This window comes from Clostridia bacterium (genome assembly GCA_017620395.1).
Classification (GTDB): Bacteria; Bacillota; Clostridia; order Oscillospirales; family RGIG8002; genus RGIG8002.
This window is the reverse complement of the sequence record JAFZQJ010000030.1, coordinates 35,347-54,189: the sequence shown is the minus strand read 5'-3', so window position 1 is coordinate 54,189 and position 18,843 is coordinate 35,347. Positions and strand designations below refer to the sequence as shown.

12 protein-coding genes and 4 riboswitches are annotated in these 18,843 nt (G+C 58.5%); of the genes, 9 read left to right on the top strand and 3 right to left on the bottom strand.

Annotated elements, in window-relative coordinates:
• The 6 genes from J5441_07045 to J5441_07020 all read left to right on the top strand — a co-directional run.
• Positions 1-925, top strand: a 925-nt coding sequence (locus J5441_07045) for an EAL domain-containing protein (protein MBO4934902.1), incomplete at its 5' end; no start/stop codon positions are given.
• Positions 925-1,650, top strand: coding sequence for a hypothetical protein (locus J5441_07040; protein ID MBO4934901.1), 726 nt, complete (start codon positions 925-927; stop codon positions 1,648-1,650). The genes J5441_07045 and J5441_07040, both read left to right, overlap by 1 nt.
• Positions 1,651-1,899: 249 nt before the next feature.
• Positions 1,900-2,241: a four helix bundle protein gene (locus J5441_07035; GenBank protein ID MBO4934900.1), complete on the top strand. Its 342-nt coding sequence runs from the start codon at positions 1,900-1,902 to the stop codon at positions 2,239-2,241.
• Between the two features lie 388 nt (positions 2,242-2,629).
• A riboswitch (cyclic di-GMP riboswitch) is annotated at positions 2,630-2,703 on the top strand.
• 42 nt (positions 2,704-2,745) lie between these two features.
• Positions 2,746-2,820: riboswitch (cyclic di-GMP riboswitch) on the top strand.
• Between the two features lie 310 nt (positions 2,821-3,130).
• On the top strand, positions 3,131-4,003 hold the full coding sequence (locus tag J5441_07030) for a hypothetical protein (GenBank protein ID MBO4934899.1): 873 nt from the start codon (positions 3,131-3,133) through the stop codon (positions 4,001-4,003).
• A gap of 728 nt (positions 4,004-4,731) precedes the next feature.
• Positions 4,732-4,989 carry a type II toxin-antitoxin system HicA family toxin gene (locus J5441_07025; GenBank protein MBO4934898.1) on the top strand — a complete coding sequence of 86 codons (258 nt, stop codon included), beginning with the start codon at positions 4,732-4,734 and terminating at the stop codon, positions 4,987-4,989.
• A complete protein-coding gene (locus J5441_07020) occupies positions 4,989-5,327 on the top strand; it encodes a type II toxin-antitoxin system HicB family antitoxin (protein ID MBO4934897.1) in 339 nt (112 codons plus the stop codon). The genes J5441_07025 and J5441_07020 overlap by 1 nt, the downstream gene beginning before the upstream one ends.
• A gap of 852 nt (positions 5,328-6,179) precedes the next feature.
• Here J5441_07020 and J5441_07015 read toward each other — a convergent pair.
• The 3 genes from J5441_07015 to J5441_07005 form a co-directional block, all read right to left on the bottom strand.
• Positions 6,180-7,049, bottom strand: coding sequence for a hypothetical protein (locus J5441_07015; GenBank protein ID MBO4934896.1), 870 nt, complete (start codon positions 7,047-7,049; stop codon positions 6,180-6,182).
• Positions 7,050-7,071: 22 nt separating this feature from the next.
• Positions 7,072-8,970: a recombinase family protein gene (locus J5441_07010; protein MBO4934895.1), complete on the bottom strand. Its 1,899-nt coding sequence runs from the start codon at positions 8,968-8,970 to the stop codon at positions 7,072-7,074.
• 323 nt (positions 8,971-9,293) lie between these two features.
• The gene (locus tag J5441_07005; protein ID MBO4934894.1) at positions 9,294-9,482 is read right to left on the bottom strand and encodes a hypothetical protein; all 189 of its coding nucleotides are present in this window, start codon (positions 9,480-9,482) and stop codon (positions 9,294-9,296) included.
• Positions 9,483-9,687: 205 nt separating this feature from the next.
• Positions 9,688-9,762, top strand: a riboswitch (cyclic di-GMP riboswitch).
• A gap of 732 nt (positions 9,763-10,494) precedes the next feature.
• Positions 10,495-10,569, top strand: a riboswitch (cyclic di-GMP riboswitch).
• A 78-nt stretch (positions 10,570-10,647) separates the two neighbouring features.
• Here J5441_07005 and J5441_07000 point away from each other — a divergent pair.
• From J5441_07000 to J5441_06990, 3 genes are all read left to right on the top strand, one after another.
• Positions 10,648-11,547, top strand: a complete 900-nt coding sequence (locus J5441_07000; GenBank protein MBO4934893.1) for a hypothetical protein — start codon at positions 10,648-10,650, stop codon at positions 11,545-11,547.
• A gap of 42 nt (positions 11,548-11,589) precedes the next feature.
• The gene (locus J5441_06995) at positions 11,590-17,460 is read left to right on the top strand and encodes a hypothetical protein (protein ID MBO4934892.1); all 5,871 of its coding nucleotides are present in this window, start codon (positions 11,590-11,592) and stop codon (positions 17,458-17,460) included.
• A gap of 336 nt (positions 17,461-17,796) precedes the next feature.
• Positions 17,797-18,711, top strand: coding sequence for a signal peptidase I (locus J5441_06990; GenBank protein ID MBO4934891.1), 915 nt, complete (start codon positions 17,797-17,799; stop codon positions 18,709-18,711).
• Positions 18,712-18,843 lie beyond the last annotated feature (132 nt).

The window sequence follows — 18,843 nt, the reverse complement described above, 5'->3', positions numbered from 1 at the left end:
CTCCCCTTACACCGGGGAGCCCTCCCCCGCCGCAGCGGACGCCCCCTCCCCCTCCCCCGCCGCAGCGGACTCCCTCGCCCCCGCCGCAGCGGACTCCCCCGCCCCCGCGGACTCCCCCGCCCCCGCGGACGCTCCGGCGCTCGACTACGTAAAAATGACGCTCTCATCGGGCATCGCGCCGCTTGAGATGCGTTTCGCGCAGATAAACAGCTGCTACCGGCGCCTGCCGATCGCATACAGAAGCTTCACTTATATAAACAGCGTGCTCGAAGGCGTGATCCCGCCGGAGAAATACGCATACGCCGCCGACGAGACCGACCGCGGCGAACGCCTCGCCCGCTGGAACGTCGCGAAAGCGGTCGAAGCGATACAGACCTTCGAAGCGTTCGACCGCAACGTGGACTTCGTGACCGCGCGCGTGCCGGCGTCGCTGACGCGTCAGCCGGACCTCTACTCGTGGATGAAGGACCTGCTCGGGCAGCTGAAGCTCGACGATCCGTCCAAGCTCTGCCTTGAGTTCCCGCGCACGCTGCTTTACGAAGAGGTCGAGACCGCGCGCACGTCGCTGCTTTCGATGAAGCTGCTGAAGGTGCGCACGCTCATGACAGGCTGCGGCGAACGCGACTGCCCCGTGACCGCGCTCGTGGAGCTCCCCGTCGACATGGTGCTGCTGTCGCCGCACGTATCGGCGATGTCGGATAACCGCGACAAAAACCATGTGTTCGCGGCGTTCGTGAACTTCCTGCGGTCGCTGCCCGTCGACGTTATCGGCGACGGAATATACAACGACGAGCAGATAACCGCGCACAGCAGAGCCGACTGCTCCGGCTACATCCCGTCGGCGGGCTACGAAGGCGCCGTTGAACACGGAGGCCTGCGCATGACGCTTGAAGAAGCGGTAGAACAGAAGGAGGTGAGCGTCTGATGGCTCAGCAATCATCCGGTTTGACCATCCGCAGAACCGCGACCGAGGTCAAACGGTACAGATTATGGACGAAGATGATACCGATAATCATACTCATAGCCGCGCTGCTGCTGGTCGTCGGCTACGTCGCATCGGTGCTTTATATGAAATTCGGCGCGTTCACCGTTTCGGTCAATAAGTTCGATAACCACGACTACGCGCTCTCGCTTTCCGAAAGCCCCGGCTTCGACGTCTACTCGTCCCGCCTGAACGCCGAGATCGCGGAGGAGATAACGAACATCGACGGCTCCACCCTTCCCGACTGGCTCGACAACGTCGACGGCGAGCACAACGGCGACAACTACGTGGCCTACACCTTCTACTGCAAGAACATGGGCACGAAGACGCTGACCTACTCGTACGAAATGTACATCGCCAATATGACCTTCGAGATCGAGAAGGCGGCGCGTATCAGGCTCTACATCAACGGCGAATACGTCGACTACGCCTACGCGAGGACGGACGGCATAGAAGGCCCGGAACCCGGCACTACGGCGTTCCAGACGGGCAACACGATAGTCAAGAAATTCATTGAGAACTTCAAACCCGGCGACATCACGAAATACACCGTCGTCATCTGGCTCGAGGGCCCCGACCCCGACTGCGTCGATAAGATAATCGGCGGCGAGTTCAAGATCGACATGCGGATGGAAGTCACCGGCGGTGAAGAAGAAATAGAAGCGTAAGATCGCTCAAAGCGCCCCGAAGTTTTCGGGGCGCTTTTCGCGGGTAAATTGCTCGCGGGGGAAGCCTTCCCCTTGAGGGGAAGGTGGCGCGAAGCGCCGGATGAGGTGTAGCGGCGAAGCCGCGTTATACGCTCGCAGGTAAATTCACGGCTTTCGCCGTGAGGTAAATCGCCGCGCGGGGCGCGGCGGGTAAATTCGCGCCTTCGGCGCGAGGTAGAAAGGAAAGGATACGCTGTGAAAGAGAGCGCGATGCTTGAGAACGCGAAAGATTTCGCGGTCAACGTCATTAAGGTATGCAACGGTATAAACAAAGGACCGAACGCCGCCGTGCTTACAAAGCAGCTCATACGCTCCGGAACGTCCATCGGGGCGAATATCCACGAAGCGAAATACGGTTACGGCAGCTCGGATTTCACGTTCAAGCTCCAGATTGCCTTGAAGGAGTGCTACGAGTCGGAATACTGGCTCGAACTCCTCGGCAGAACCGGACTGATAACGGAAGAATCGTCAAAAGCGCTGTCGGGCGAATGCGGCAGGATCCGCAGGATGCTGATCTCGGCGATAAATAAAATGAAATCAAAAGAAGAATAACGCGTATGCCCTCGCGCGCATGCACGCGTATACGTGCGTATAATAAAAAAAAAAGAACCCGTCGCAGCGAAAGAACCCGCCGCAGCGAAATCATTCAAATCGCGGAGCGATTTGCACCTTCCCTCGCGCGCGCGAGCGCGTGAATTTACCCCGAGCGGAGCTCGGATTTACCTCGCCCGGAGGGCGAATTTACCTCACGCGAAGCGTGAAATTACCTCACGGGCGCAGCCCGTGACACAACATCTTGTGTCCCGCCCCGCATCGCTTCCCCACATCTATATCCCGCAAAAATTTTTTGAAAAATTTTGAAAAAAACTCTTGACAAACCGGAAACGGTGCGCTATAATCTAACCACAATCGCGAAGGGCGGTTCGCCTGAGCGACCAAACTGAAGACTTGGCAAACCCGGAGAAATCCGGCGGCGCAAAGCTACAGGGCCCTACGGGGCAGCCAGCTGCGATGTTCGACACAGCGCGAACAGCGCGGCTTTTTAATTTCAAAAAACCTAACACTTGGCAAAGCCGGAGCAATCCGGTGACGCAAAGCTAAAGGACCCCACCGGGGTAGCCAGCTGCGATGTTCGACTCAGCGCGAACAGCGCGGCTTTTTTATTCCCCGCGAAGCTGTCATCCTGAGCGAGCGCGAAGCGCGAGTCGAAGGATCTCACGTAACCTTGCGAATACTGAGGCGCGGCGCGCCGAAGTATCTCAAACCTGAGATTCCTCACTTCGTTCGGAATGCAGAAGGCAGCGCGAGATTCTTCGCCCTGCGGGCTCAGAATGACAGAACTTCCCCCCCACCCACGTATTGATTATCCGAAGGAGGCGTCCTGAGGATTCTCGATAAAAACTTTATCAACAAAATCCAAACAAAGAAAGGAAACACAACAATGAAGTTTAAGAGACTTATCCCCGCCCTCGCGATGCTGCTTGTCAGCGCCATCCTCCTGGGCACCTCCACTTTCGCATGGTTCTCCATGAACAACCAGGTCACCGCGACCGGCATGAAGGTTCAGGCCGTTGCTGAAGGCGGTATTGAAATCCGCTACAACGTCCTCGCTACCGGAACCGATGACAACACCGCTTACAGCTACACCGATGATGCCGGTATGACCACCGCGACCGCGCTTCGCCCGACTTCTACTGCTGCGACCGGCACCGCCAGCGCTATTACCTCCAAATGGCTGCACGCTTCTGCTGCGAGCACTGATGCTACTACTGCTAAGGCCGGCACCTATGTTGATTTGACTGCTGCGGCCGGCTGGAGTGACGGTGTTATCTCCAACAATCCCGCTACCGATCTCGACGGCAATTACTATGTTGTCAAAGAGTTCAACATCCGCTCCACCAGCGATGCTGCTCTTGCGAAAAACCTCAGAGTTAAGGCGGTTGATGTTACTGGTTCTACTAATTCCCCTGACCTCGACAAGGCTCTCCGCGTAGCTATCATTGCTAATGCTCAGTGCGTTGTTTACGCTCCTCTCGGCGGCGACGCCTCCAATACAGTTGGTACCGGTGTTGGTGCTGATGGTAACAGAAGCGGTACTACTACCGTTTCCAACCTTGCTCCTACGAGCGTTGGTAACCTTTACGCGACCGCCAACGAGACCGTTCCTGCGAAGGATACGACCAATAGCAAATTTGGCGGCGTTGACGTCCGTATCTACATCTACTTTGAAGGCGAAGCTACTGAGCTCTACACCGATAACATCTATGCCAGCCTGAACGAGCTCGATATCGAAGTCACTTTCGAGGCTGAGTAATCACCCCACTGACTAACCTCGCGTAAAAGACTTACGCAAAGCAAAAACCGATCCGGGAGGGAGAAATCCTCTCCCTCCCGGAAACAATTTAATCTTTTGGCCAAAGAATTAAATTAAAAACCACTTACAAACGCCGTGGGCAGACGCAGCCTGCGGTCGTTTTATTTTATGCCGCGCCCGCGCCGTGTTTCTGTCATTCCGAGGAGCCGCGAACGCGCCCGCGCGTTCTGTCATTCCGAGGAGCCGGCGAAGCCGCCGACGAGGAATCCCACACCTTTCGCAGACCGTCATCTTTCGGTGTGGGATCCCTCGGGCTACGCCCTCGGGATGACAGACCTCACGCCGTCCGAGACTGAGGGGTTGTCGGCTTCCTCAAAGCGAGCGCGTCAATGCCCGGACGAGCAATGCTCGTCCCTACGGACAACCCCTCCGTCAGTCGCTCCCTGCGGCCGCGCCTGCCACCTCCCCTTGCACAGGGGGGCCTTTACGCCTCCCGCGGTCGTTTTATTTTTACCGCTTTTGGTACAGCGATAAACACGATTGTAAAAGTAATTAAAACTAACGCCATTCCAAGAAAAGCAGTCGGTTTTCAAAGAAAACTTCAGAAAAAGCCAAGAAAACTCGACAAGAAACAAAGAAAAATTCACAAAATCTGAAATAAAAGTATTGACATTTGAAATATAAGGAGTATAATGCAACTGTAAGTCAGTTGCAAAGGAGGGCGCCGCGTGAGCCAACTTGAAAAAGCGAAAGATCGAATAAGAGCGCTGCCGAAGGATTATACTTATGATGAGGCGCGCTCGCTGCTGAAACGGCTCGGATTTGTCGAAGAAACGAAGGGCAAGACGTCCGGATCGCGGGTAATGTTTTTCCGCGAAAGCGATAAAAGGGCGATCTTGCTTCACAAACCGCATCCGCAGTCCGAAATGCGCGAATACGCGGTGAAGAATCTGAAAGAATGGCTTGAAGGGATAGGTGAACTGTAATGAATAATACGATTGAATACAAAGGATACTTTTCAAACGTCGAATACTCCGCGGAAGACGGAGTGCTTCACGGCAAGATCGAGGGCATACGCGATCTCGTCACTTTTGAAAGCGAAAACGCTGCCGACATCGAAAAGGAGTTTCACGCCGCCGTCGACGATTATCTTCTTTTCTGCAAGCAGGTCGGCAAGGAACCCGACAAAGCGTATAAGGGAACCTTCAACGTGCGAGTCAAGCCCGAGCTCCATCGCGCCGTCGCTTCGCGCGCGATAAAGAACGGCATTTCGCTCAATCAGGCGGTCGAGCAGGCGCTTACGGCTTACGCCGCGAATCAGTGATCCGCGCCGCGTTTCTGTCATTCCGAGGAGCCGCGCAAGCGCCGACGAGGAATCCCACACCCTTTGCAGAGCGTCTTCGTTTTTGTCATCCTGAGCGGAGCGACCGACGGGAGCGCAGCCGAAGGATCTTAAAGACGAGGTCGTGTCGAAAATAAAAGTGTGTATTCGGAGCAACCGATAATGTTCACGCTCCTGATACACACTTTTTCTTATACAATGGCGTTACCTTCAGGATCCTTCGGCTCCGGCTTCGCCTTCGCTCGGGATGACAACGTATGCGCTTACGTTCTGTCGTTCCGAGGAGCCGCGAACGCGCCGACGAGGAATCCCACACCTTTTGCAGCCGTCATCTTTCGGTGTGGGATCCCTCGGGCTACGCCCTCGGGATGACACCTCATCCGTCGCCGCCTTCGGCGACGCCACCTTCCCCTCAAGGGGAAGGCTTGGCCGACCGTCATCTTTCGGTGTGGGGTCCCTCGGGCTACGCCCTCGGGATGACAGACGTGAGCGCGTCGATGCCCGGACGAGCAATGCTCGTCCCTACGGACAACCCCTCCGTCAGTCGCTCCCTGCGGTCGCGCCTGCCACCTCCCCTTGCACAGGGGAGGCCTTTACGCAGCCCGCGGTCGTTTATTTTTACCGCAATTATTCATTATTCATTTTTCAGTCTTCAGTATTCAATATAAAACAAAAAGAGCCCTGGCTGCGTCTGCCGGGGGCTCTTTTTAAGTAAACTTTCTGCAGAAAGCCCAACGGGACGGGAACTCCGTCCCGTTGGGAATGTTTTCCGTTCAGCTATGATCGGTAGCTGATGGTGCGTAACGATTTACGCGGGGTTAGTTAGTAGGTTGATTACGCAAGCGCGACGCCAGGCGCGGTAGAGATAGCCGAAGCGTTCTTAACGAGCGAGAACTCGACGCTCACAATAAGATTGTCAAGCGTAGAAAGCGCGTTATCGGTCATCAGGTTGGTATCTTCACCCTCGAAGTAAACAAAAACGTCAGCTTCAAGACCATCAGCGGTCACAGCAGGAATAGTGAGAACGTTGGTCGCAGAGGTAGCGCCCGCGCTAGCAGATGCTGCGACAACAGGAGTAGTGGGGTTAGAACCGGCGTTGACATAGTAAGTGCCGTCAGCACCAACGACAGGAGCGAAGAAATAGACTCTGCCAGCGATTTTAACGGCAACACGGAGGGCCTTGTCGAGATTGGCAGAAGTGGCGGTATCGGGGCCCGTAGCTTTAACGGTGATATTGAGGTTCTGCTCACCCTGAGCCAGCGAAGTGGTAATCGCTTCAGCGGAGGACTTCAGGAAGTAGGTATACTTGACATAGTAGCCTTCGCCGTTGGTGTAGCCGGTAGCTCCGGTATCAACGTAAGTGATGTCCTGCTTAGCCTGATGCGAAGCAGCAGCAGCGGCAACTGTCGAGGTCGCGGTGGAATAAGGATCAGTGCCGAGAGTCTTGTAACCTTCAGTAGTCAGGTTGCTGGACGGAGCGCCGGCACCGGCTTTAGCAGCATCGCTGGTAATCTTGCTGTGCGCAACATACCAAGTGGTAGTGTCCGCGGTGGAAGTGGCGTGGAGCAGGATGCCCGTGGTCTGGTTGGTAGTCGCGTTGCTGTCCCAATACTGACTATCAGCAGTATCTTCGACGTTGATCAGAATACCCTGATCGGCAACGGCCTTGACCTGCATGTTAGCAGCGGTCACGGTGGTGTTCATGGAGAACGATGGACGCGTTCGGTCACCGCGGGAGGACGATTACGCTGCCGTCGCGGAAGGTGAAGACAGTCTCCGCGCGGGAGACGGTCACGCGCTCAACGACGCAGCGGAAGAGCGTTTCGTCAAACGGCGGGGGAGAGGGGAGCGCGGGAGTCAACGCCCCCTCCTCACGCACCCGGTCGGCCAAGCCTTCCCCTTGAGGGGAAGGTGGCGTCGCCGAAGGCGGCGACGGATGAGGTGTCATTCCGATGGCGAAGCCCGGGGAATCCCCCGCCGCGCGCGTTGGCTCCCCTGTGCAAGGGTAGCGAAGCGGAGGCCGCGGTAGTGAATGACAGCCCGGTGGGCTGTCAGAGCCGCGGCCTGACCGAGCCCGCGGTGAGACGCTGTCGAGACTTGCGAAGCAGGGCGAGACTGAGGGGTTGTCGGTTTCCTCAAAGCAGCCGTTTGATTGCACAACCCCTCCGTCGTCCCCGGCTTCGCCTCGGACGCCACCTCCCCTTGCACAGGGGAGGCCGGCGGTCAACGCCCCATCCTCACGCACCCGGTCGGCCAAGCCTTCCCCTTGAGGGGAAGGTGGCGTCGCCGAAGGCGGCGACGGATGAGGTGTCATTCCGATGGCGAAGCCCGAGGAATCCCCCTCCTCACGCACCCGGTCGGAAAGGGTGTGGGATTCCTCGTCGGCGCTTGCGCGGCTCCTCGGAATGACAGATGACGGCGTGAGATCCTTCGGCTCGCTGCGCTCGCTCAGGATGACAGATGATACCGCCTCCGCGCAGGCGGCCTCCGCGGCGCTCAGGTCGAACCGCGCCGCGCACGCCGCGGCGAACGCCGCCTTCAGCTCCTCCTCGGGTACGGGCGGGGCGGAGCAGCGTCCGCACTTGCGGCCGGAGCAGCGCAGGGAGCGCGTTTCCGCGCCTCCGCGCCTCCGCGTGAAGCGCCCCATGACGCCGCCGCACTCCGCGCAGAACACACGCCGCGCGAAAACGCCCTCCGCCGCGCGCGGCTCGCCCTCGCGCTCCTTCAGCTCCCGCTGAACGAGGTCGAAGACGGCGGGGGAGACGATGGCCTCGTGGTGTCCGGCTATGTAGTATTTCCGCAGCTCGCCGTTGTTGACGGCGCGCTCTTTCGTCAGATAGCTCTTCGAGTAGGTCTTCTGCCGCAGGGCGTCGCCCTTGTACTTCTCGTTGCGCAGTATGCTCAGCACCGTGGAGGCGTACCACTTTTCGCGCCCCGCCGCGAAGGGTACGCCTTCGCCCTCGAGCGTGCGGGCGACGCCGTAGGGGGTGAGCCCCGCCAGAAAAAGTCCGTAGACGCGGCGCACGACCGCCGCCTGCTCCGGATTCACCGCCATCGAGCCGTCCGGCGCGCGGTCGTAGCCGAGGAACGACTTGTACGGCACCCACGCGTTGCCGCGCCGCATGCTTTCGCGCATGCCCCAGGTGACGTTCTCGGAGATCGAGCGGCTCTCCTCCTGCGCCAGCGACGAAAGTATCGTCAGCATCAGCTCGCCCTTTTCGTCGAAGGTGCGGATATTTTCCTTCTCGAAGTAGACCTCCGTGCCGTGTTCGCGCAGCAGGCGTATGTGCGTCAGGCTGTCGACCGTGTTCCGCGCGAAGCGGGCGACCGACTTCGTGACGATAAGGTCGATGCCGCCGGCGAGGGCGTCTTCGATCATGCGGCGGAAGCCGTCGCGCTTCTTCGTGCCGGTGCCGGAGTATTCGTCGGCGTAGACGCCCGCAAGCGTCCAGTCGGGGCGGGAGGCGATCAGGCGCGTGTAGTAGCTGCGCTGGGCTTCGTAGGAGGTCTGCTGTTCGTCCTTTTCGGTGGAGACGCGTGCGTAGGCGGCGACGCGGCGCGGCTTCGGCGCGGCTTCCGCGCGCTCCGGCGCGGGCGTGGATTCGATTACGGTTACTTGCGGCATGGTGTTCGCTCCTTTCGTGGTGTGGTTTGAGTGCGGGGGCGGGGAGAGGGGAGGCCTGTCATCCTGAGCGAAGGCGAAGCCGGAGTCGAAGGATCTTGAAGGTAACGGTCGTGTGAAAGGCAAAGTGTGCAGTCGGAAACGGGAGGTTACGCTTCGTTTTCTTTCGCGGCGCTTTCGCATCAATCCCCGGACGAGCAATGCTCGTCCCTACGATTTGCGCTTGCGGCACGGCTGCGTGACTGCGCGGGCGATTGATAATCGCCCCTGTGGTCTCCTCGGCCGCCGCCCCTGCGGAAGTGTCAATTTCACTGACGCCGAAGGCGTCATTGCTGCTCCGGCGCTTCGCCGGAAAGCAGCGCGGCGAGCAGCGGTCTGAAGCGCCTGCGCAGCGCCGCGCAGACGGAGGCGTATTCGCTTTCGGTGAGCGCGCCGCGCTCGAGCAGCCGCTTCGCGTAAGCGGCGGCGAGCAGGCAGTTCGCCTCCGCGTGCAGCTCCGAAGGCGTCATTTTCACGTCCGATCCCTCCTTTCCGGCAGGATACGAAAATATAATATTATACCGCGATTCCGCTCTCGAAAAAGGAAAAAAAACCGCGCTAATTCCGCTATTAATATATATATAGCGGTTTTGAGTCGAAAAAAATCAAAAAAATCGGCTCGATTTTGAAAAAAACACTTGCTTTATATATAGTACTATGTTATAATACGATTGCATATAGTATAAGTATCGGCAAAGCCGGAGCAATCCGGTGACGCAAAGCTACAGGACCCCACCGGGGTAGCCAGCTGCGACGTTCGACATAGCGCGAACCGAGCGGCTGTTTTTATTACCCCGCAAGCTGCCTTCCTCAGACGGGGAGGCGGCGCTCACGGGCGGGCCCGTGAGTGACGGAGGAAGGGAAGAGCCCTTTCTCCGCCGGAACGCTTTGACGGAAGGGGAGACTTTCCTCCCTCGGCCGCCGCCGCAGGCGGCGTGCGCCCCGGTTCCCCCCGCGGGGGGAGGAGTACGGCGCGGAGCGTTGAGTGTGTGGAAGAAGACGTATCGCGGGTCTTGTAAGAAAAGTTTTGCTTTGCCAAAAGCGGCGATCGGTATTTCGCCGCGGCGCGGCTCAGCCGCGAACGGACGCGGGAGGGCCCGCGTTCACGCGCCGAAGGCGCACGCCCCGTGGAGTTCCCGCCGACGTCAGCCGGTCGGAAAGGGAAGACTCCGCAAACCTGTCGTCCCGAAGAGGCGCGAGCCGACGAGGGACCCCCGCCGACCGCAGCCGGTCGGTCTTGCCTCCCTCTGAGGAGGGAGGTGGATTGCCGAGGTGTAAACCGAGGCAAGACGGAGGGAGAGATAACGGCAGCTCGTCTTCGGAGCAAAGTTTTGACAGGAGGATAACTTTCGTTATCTCTCCCTCAGTCTCGGACGGCGTATCGCCGCCCTCGACAGCTCCATCGTCAGAGGGAGCCAAGGCAGCAGGTCGGAAAGGGAAGGGGATTCCTCACTTCATTCGGAATGACAGCCTGCAACAAAAACACAACCTAAAACTTGGCAAAGCCGGAGCGATCCGGTGACGCAAAGCTACAGGGACTCCACGAGTCAGCCAGTTGCAATCATGCAGCAGGCCGGCTTTTTTTAACGGCTGAAACACGCGCGTGCGGAGCGTGCGCGTACAGAAAGGTGAAAGAAAAGAGTGCCGAAGTATTTCACGAGAAAGCAGAACATCTGGTTCGCCGCGAGGATCTGTTCGCTGATCCTGCTCGGCTTATTCGTGCTGGGCGTCATTCTGCTTTATCTGAACTCCGCCTTCGGATGGTTTGCGCAGAACAAGGAAGTCGACGGAAACGGCATGGCGGTCACCGCCTATCAGGACGACGTCGAGGCCGAATACTCGCACTACTTTTACGACGCGAAAAACGCCGTGGGAGTAGGGGAGGATTCCATCACCGATATCCAGGTCCCGCAGTACGACCTGATATTCCGTCAGCGCAACCGCTACACCCCCGCCGTCATCAGGGTCGCTCTGACCGGCGAGGAGGATCTCCCGCAGTCGGGAACTATCGCGCTCACGATCGGCCGCAACCTCGCGGCGAGCATTACCACGGACGAAGGCACGATAGCCAACGGCTCCGAGCTCGCGGCGCTGAACAACCTCTTTTCGAGTCTGATGCGCCTGACCATCGTCAAGGGAGCCGGCATCTACAGCGACGACCCTACCACGCTTTACCGCAACATCGACAACCTGCCCTACGGCAACGACTCCACCCTCTATGAGGTCATCAAGTCGCAGACGGTGAACGACGCTACGACCAACGTTTTCACGACGGTCACCGGCGACGAAGGCGATCCCGACCGCTACACGAAGGCGGATTCGGTAACGCTTTCCATCGACTACACCGCCGCCGACTGGAACGACATGGACGGCGACGGCGTGAACGAAACGCTCAACGTCTACGTCTACGTCACCTACGACGAAACGCTGCTCCGCGAATACGGCGCTTACGACGCCACGCTCAACGGCGACATCACCAGCGTCGGCCAGGTCATCAAACTGAGCAACGACCTGATGACGATCGCGGCCAGCCATTCGTAAGGGCGAACCCCACTAATCTGCACGGAAAGGAAGTGACGATAGTTGAAAAAGTTTGCGAAAAAGCAGCTCGCTTCGAGCTTTGTGCTTTTGCTTTTCCTGCTGGCGCTGACGACGTCGGCTGTTTACGCATGGCTGAGCAACTCTCTTGAATCGACTGTCGGCGCGACCTCCTACGTGCACAAGTCCTATTTCGAGAGCGGCGACGGCACCTCGACGCAGCAGTACAACGTCAGCTACGACGCGGACGGCAACCCCACCCACGGCTACGACAGCCAGGGCAATCCGCTGACAAGCGAAGCCGGCTGCGCTTTCGAAATCAGATATCCGCTGCAGCTTTACTATTTCGCGTGGCTGCAGAACCTCGGATATTTCAACGAGCCCGATCCGGAAACAGGCGAGATCGAGCCCGTCTACTTCTACATTTCCGAAGACCTCGATATGACCGGGTGGGTGCTTCCCCCGAGCGGCACCGCCGAATACCCCTTCATAGGCGAGTTCAACGGCAACGGCCACACCATCTCGAATCTGACCGTCACGAACGCGAACACCGTTACGGATATCCCGAACGAAGGCACGACCGGAGACCAGATCATCGGCTTCTTCGGCGTCGTCGGCGAGTATAACGGCTCCGCGAACGCGAACAACCACACCGCGCGCGTCGAGAACTTCACGCTGAACACCGTGACCATCGAGTCCACCGCGCCGGCGGAGAACAAATCCCTCGTCGGCGTCGCCGCGGGCTACGTCAACGGCGTCATGAACGGCGTCGCGGTCGCGAACTCCACCGTGACCGTCGGCAGCGGCGTTTCGGCGCTTGGCATGCCCGCCTCCGAGAGCGGCGGCGGCACGACCAACCAGTCCGACTACGGCCTTGTCGGCTACTGCACCGAGCCCTACCGCCTCGACCTGAACGTGACGAGAGTTACCCTCGCCGCGCCCGTCGAGACGCAGAACGTCATGTATAAAAATCTGCAGGACGAGGGCCCCGGCTTCGGCGGCAGCGTAAAGATGGATAACCTGTTCACCCGTCTGACGGACGTCAGGTCGAACCTCACCGGTAACAGAACGCCGACGACCGCTTACCCGACCGCGCAGACCGTCGTCCGCGACGAGCACGGAGTCGAGGTCAGCCGCGTCACCACCGCGACGTCGAGTACTTTCTCAATCACTGCCAACCAGAATCAGAACATCCCCCCAAAAGCCGCGCGTTATTATTCTTCCGACGAGTCGGGAATGTATTACTACTACAATACAAACGATAACTTCCTTTACATGTATCAGGAGACGATGACCGTTACGAACATGTCCTACACGGGCGAGATCAAAAACGGCTTCAAGGTCTCCAACGGCGCCAACTACATGACCCTCAGCTCCGCGAACGCCCTCGCGTCGACTGCGGACGCCGACGCCGCGAACGGCTGGGTGCTCGAAAACGGCCGCCTCTACACCTATTCCAACGCCAACGGAAGCACCTACTACCTCAACAGAGGGAACAACAACACGCTTTCCGTCGGCACGACCGCTTCCACGACCAACTGGACGCGCAACGCGGACGATACGCTGAGCTACACCTACAACAACCACACGTGGTATCTGACCTATAACAACGGCTGGTCGGTCTATCCCGGCAAGGAGACCTTCCGCATCCGCTCGAACGGCTACTACCTCAACAGAAGCGGAAACACCACGGTCAACGGCGTTGCGAACAACCCCGGCAATACCGCGGAGTGGGCGTACGACGAGACCACCGGCGGAATAAGCGTTTTCTACAACAACAACGTCTACTACCTTAACTCGAGCGCCGCGGGAGCCGTTTCGCTCAGCACGACGAGGAGCACCTCCTGGACGAAGACGGAGAACTCGCTCTACTTCACCGACAACGCCGGCGTGAAGTGGTATCTCCGCTACGCGAACGGCGCGTGGTCCTGCTTCCCCTCCGAGACCGCCTACCGCGTGACCGACGGCAGCTACTACTTCGGCGTCAACGGCACGGCGTTTGCCGCCGTGAACGCCGCGAACGCCGCGGACTGGGTGTGGGACGCGGATAACGGCCATCTCTACACCGTGGTAAACGGAACGATCCGCTACCTCAACGCGACGAATACGCTTTCGCTCGGAACGACCGCGTCAACGGTCTGGACCCGCGACGGCGCCGCGCACATGTCCTATACCTACAATAACGGAACGTGGTATCTCTACCGCGAGGGCGCGGAGTGGAAGGTCTATCCCTACGCCGACGCCTCCGTTATCTCGCAGGACGGCAACTATCTGAATATCGCTTCGACGACCGCGGTCGGCTCCGGAACCGACGCGGACGCCGCGACGCGCTGGGTCTTCGACAACGGCGCGATCAGCACCTATTATAACGGCAACACCTATTACCTCAACGCTTCCGGCGCCAACGTTTCGGTCTCGACCACGCGGTCGACGACCTGGACGCGGAACAGCGACGGAACGCTCAGCTATACCTATAACAACGCGCCGTGGTATCTCGTCTTCTCGGACGGATGGAAGGCGTATCCGTCGCTCGACCTCGTCGCCGTACATTCAGGAGACGACTATCTCGCTCCGAACGGCACGAACGCGGTGACGAATTCCGCCGACGCGCCCGCCTACTGGCTCGCGGACGGAAACAAGCTTTACACCGTCGTCGGAACGACGAACTACTACCTGCGCGCGCAGACGACGGGGCTTTCGCTCAGCACCGCCGCCAACGGCACGAACTTCACCTATAACGCGGCGAACAAGACTCTGACCTTCACCGCGAACAACACGACCTATTACGTCGTCTTCAACGGCACGAACTGGACCGTCAGCACTTCCGCCGTGAGCGGCGGCCCGATTTCCGCGCGTTCCGGAAACACGACCTACTATCTGAACGCTTCGACCACGGCGGTTTCCACCGGAAACAGCGCGAACAACGCGACCGACTGGGTTTATAACGAGGCGACCGGCAAGATTTACATGACCAGCGGCAACACGACGTATTATCTGCGCGGTTTGCTTGCGAACGTCCAGACCCGCTCGACCACCAACCTCGCGGTCACGACGAACGAGAACGATTCCGGCACCGCGTGGGAATACTCCGGAAACAACCTTACCTGCGCGCTTCAGGTCGACAACGCCGAAGTGACCTATACCCTGACGCTTGAAAACAACACCTTCAAGCTGATGGATACGAGCAAGAACTATTATACGATCGAGAGCTCCGGAGGCTATTATCTGAACGTTTCCGACGCCGCAAATCCCGCGCTGAACGCGTCGAACTCCGACGACAACGCCGTTCTTTGGTCTTTCTCCAATGATACGACGCCCGGCAGAAATGCGTCAACCAGCACTACTGTTTCAACAGTGGCGAGGGGTGTGACACGTTATCTGGTCGTCGGAAACGGCAGCGCGTCAATATCGAATAACAGCACACAATCCCAATATTATAACTACTATAACTACTATTACTATATCCGTAACAGCGGCGGCAACTACTATTTGCGGTATAACAACGGTTGGACGTCCAGAAACAGCAGAAACAACAACGACCGCATCACCCGCACCGAAATCACCTTCACTCCCGCGACCGTGACGGTTTCCGGCCACGCCTACGAAACCGAAGAAGACGCCTCCGCCGTATCCGCGGAAACGGTCTTTACCGCGCAGGGCCCCTCGACGCTGACCTATACTCCGCAGGATACTCACACCGAGCTGACCTACACCGACGTGCGCAGCGCCGATCTTACCCTTACGGCGGCGGACGTCCACGCTCTCCGCAACGACGGAACGACGACGGAGGGCTCCACCTACGCCTCCGCGTTCCCGATCAACGTCATCCAGTCCTCGCCGTACGCCGCGAACCCCGATACCAACACCGGCTACATCGTCGCCGGCGGTATCTCGCCGGCTTCATCCAGCGGCCGGGGCGATATCCGCGTATCGCAGTATTCCGCGGATAATATCAGTACTGCGACGAACGGAACAAACGGTTGGACTCAATCAGGAAACTGGGGTAACACATACTATACGTACAATGCCACGGCAGACTCGCGCCTCGAGGTAATCACCGGCGTGGATAACGGAACTTACAGCGGTTGGTACCGCGTTTCCGACAGCTTCAACGCGAACAATAACTCGGTCAATGCTAACATTTCCAGTGCCGCCTCTCAAAAGATAAACTTCAGCACCCTCGGATTCAAGCGCTACGAGGACGCCCGCCAGTCGATGAGCGATACGTTCGTGGGATCGCGGTATATCTACGGTCTGCACTTTATGGACGCCGCGATCGACGTCAATAAATACGTCACCCTGCCGAAGGCGTACATCGAGAGCGAGGAATACACGAACTTCCAGGTCCCGAACGACTCCATCGACTTCCACGTCAAGCGCCGCGGCTTCATCACCGTTTTCGCCGGCTCTTATTACGGCGGCAACACCTCCTTCTTCTCGCTGCACCGCATCTTCCGCTATGCCGCGGACGATCCCGAGGTCGTCGCGGGGTACAAGAACGCCAACGATCTGAAGGAGATCAAAGAAATCTCGCAGATATACAAGCCGCGCGAAGGCGACGACTTCATCTATAAATACGCCGACGGCACCTATTCGGACGGCAAATCCGCCTCCGACTGCGGTTCCATCGCGTTCGATATGGTTCGCATGACGAACCCCGGCTCCGCGATGGTGCAGAACGCCGTCTACTACTTCGAGATCCCGGTCAACGGCGGCGAGTTCGCGCTCGGCTCCGTTCCCGGCAGCGACGGCGCGTACCTCTTCTACCTCGACATCGCCGCCAACGGCGGTATGGCGGAGGATAAGGACCGCGTCACGATCACCGAACGCTTCACCGAAGAGGATTACGACGTCACGCTGCCCAAGGGCGTCCAGCTCACCGCGGGCGGCGGCTACGACGCGCAGCGTCCTTACGAGACCGCGACCATCGCCCTCGCGGGCGCCTACAACGGCTCCTACGATTTCGTCCGCAACGGCAACGCCGTCGTCTATAACTCCGAAACGAACACCGAGCTGACCTACATCGGCGGCAGGATCACCGTTTCCAACAGCAACGGCGATCCCATCGAATACTTCCCGCACGGTTACGTCGTCAGATCGGTCGAGAACATCACCGATACCGGCCGCGACACCCACAACGTCGATAAGCTCCGCGTCGAAACGCTCGACACCTTCGACAAAAACGGCGTCCGCACCGGCAACCGCACCGTCACCGTCTACGGCGGCGTCAGTCTGACGGACGTCGAAGCGGACTTCGTCGAGATCGTTACCTTCACCTACGCCTACGCCGGCCATGAGAATATGAAGACGCGCATCATCCGCGCCGCGTCCGAGGGCGGCTTCAACATCGTCTTCGACGAAGTCATCACGCTGCTGAGCATCAGCGTGCCGGACGATAGAGTCCACGTCAACTTCGGCGACAACACGTCGGTCTATATGCAGACCTTCACCGCCGAGGATACGCCGGTCGAGAACGTGACGCTCAGCCAGTACGCCGTCGTCGATATGACAAACGGCTTCCGCGAAAATATCTTCTATCCCTCGGTTTACGGTCCCAACATCGCCTACTACTTCACCTACGTTGAGGGCGGCAACATCACCCGCACGACCGAGCCCGTGCTGACGACCTCCGTCTCCGGCGGCACGTCCGCGAAGATCCCGGCAGGCTCGACCTCCGCGACTCAGACGCTCAACTACACCGTGACCCTCACCTCTACCGAGGATATCTACGCCTACGGCACGCAGCTGATCAACACCTACTCCGGCACCACCCGCGTCATCAACACCGGCGGAACCACCGCGAACGAAGCGACCTTCACCGTGAACACCGATGCGAACCCGGCCGCCGTGATCATCAACGGCGTCACGCTCGAGAAGGACGTGCCGAAGGAAATAGTCACAAACGCCTCGCCGTAAGCGTTCACGCGCCCGCAAAGGCGATAACGTACACCGTCAGAACCGCGTCTTCCGGCGCGGTTCTGAATTCTCCGCGGACAAACCCGCGCTTTTGTCCCGAAACCGCGGTTTTCCGCGTTCCGGAGCGAAAATTTTAACCGTTTTTTCACATTTTCTCTTTACAAATCCGCAATTATATATTATAATTACAATTACATATCGTATACCATAGGCTAAAAGGGTACTTGTGTCCGGGAAACCGCGTGTTTCCGGACGCATAGGCGTGTTATTCGCGCTTCGGCGTTGAATATATCAGATTCATAAGCAAAAAGACTTACATAGAAAGGAAAGTCAACTATGCAGACTGAAAAGACAGCAGAAAACAGCACTGCCAAAAAGGTGCTGCGCATCGTCGGTAACGTCCTTATATGGATATTTATCATCTTCGCTGCGCTGACCACCGTGCTTGCGTTCGCCGCGCAGTCCAATGCCGACGGCATTCCCGCCATCGCGGGGCGTGCGATCTTGACCGTTCAGTCCGAGTCGATGAACCGCGCTGCCGGCGAGCAGGCGGTCAAGGACGGCAAGCTCGTGCTCGAGGACGGCTGGGAAAAGGGCTTCAACCAGGGCGATATCATTATCGGCAGGAAGCTCCAGCCCGAAGAGCAGAAGGCGCTGAAGGTCGGCGACATCGTCACCTTCAAGACCTCCATACTCGGCGACGACGGACAGTTCCACGACGCCCTGAACTCCCACCGTATAGTTGAGGTTCAGGGAACGGGCGACGACGTCATGTACGTCACCCGCGGCGACAACCCGGAAACGAACCAGAAGGACGACGATCCGATATCCTGGACCGCGGTCATCTGCAAGTACACCGGCACGCGTCTCCCCGGAGTCGGCAAAGTGCTCGATTTCCTGCAGACGTCAACCGGATTCCTGGTAGTCATCGTTCTGCCGCTGGTCGCGTTCTTCGTCTTTGAGCTGGTCGTCTTCATCCGCAAGTTCCTGAAGGTCAAGAACGCCGGCAAGAAGCAGATCACCGCCGCCGACGAAGAGGCCATCAAGCAGAAGGCGATCGAGGAGTACCTCAGACAGCAGCAGGGCGGCGCCAAGACCGAAGAGGTCAAAGCCGAGGCCGAAGAGGTCAAAGCCGAGGTCGAAGAGAAGGCCGAAGAGGCTGTCGAATCCGTCGAAGAGAAGGCGGAAGAAGCCGTCGAAGAGGTCAAGGCCGAAGCCGAGGAAGCCGTTGAGGAGATAAAGCCGGAGTAATACGGCCAATCCGACGCGTTTTCAGACTTTTCGATTTATTCATTTATATTTTGTGAAACCCGGCAGATTCTTTGCCGGTTTCACGGCGAGACACGCATTTTCCCCGCGCCCGAAAGGTGCGAGGGTGTGATA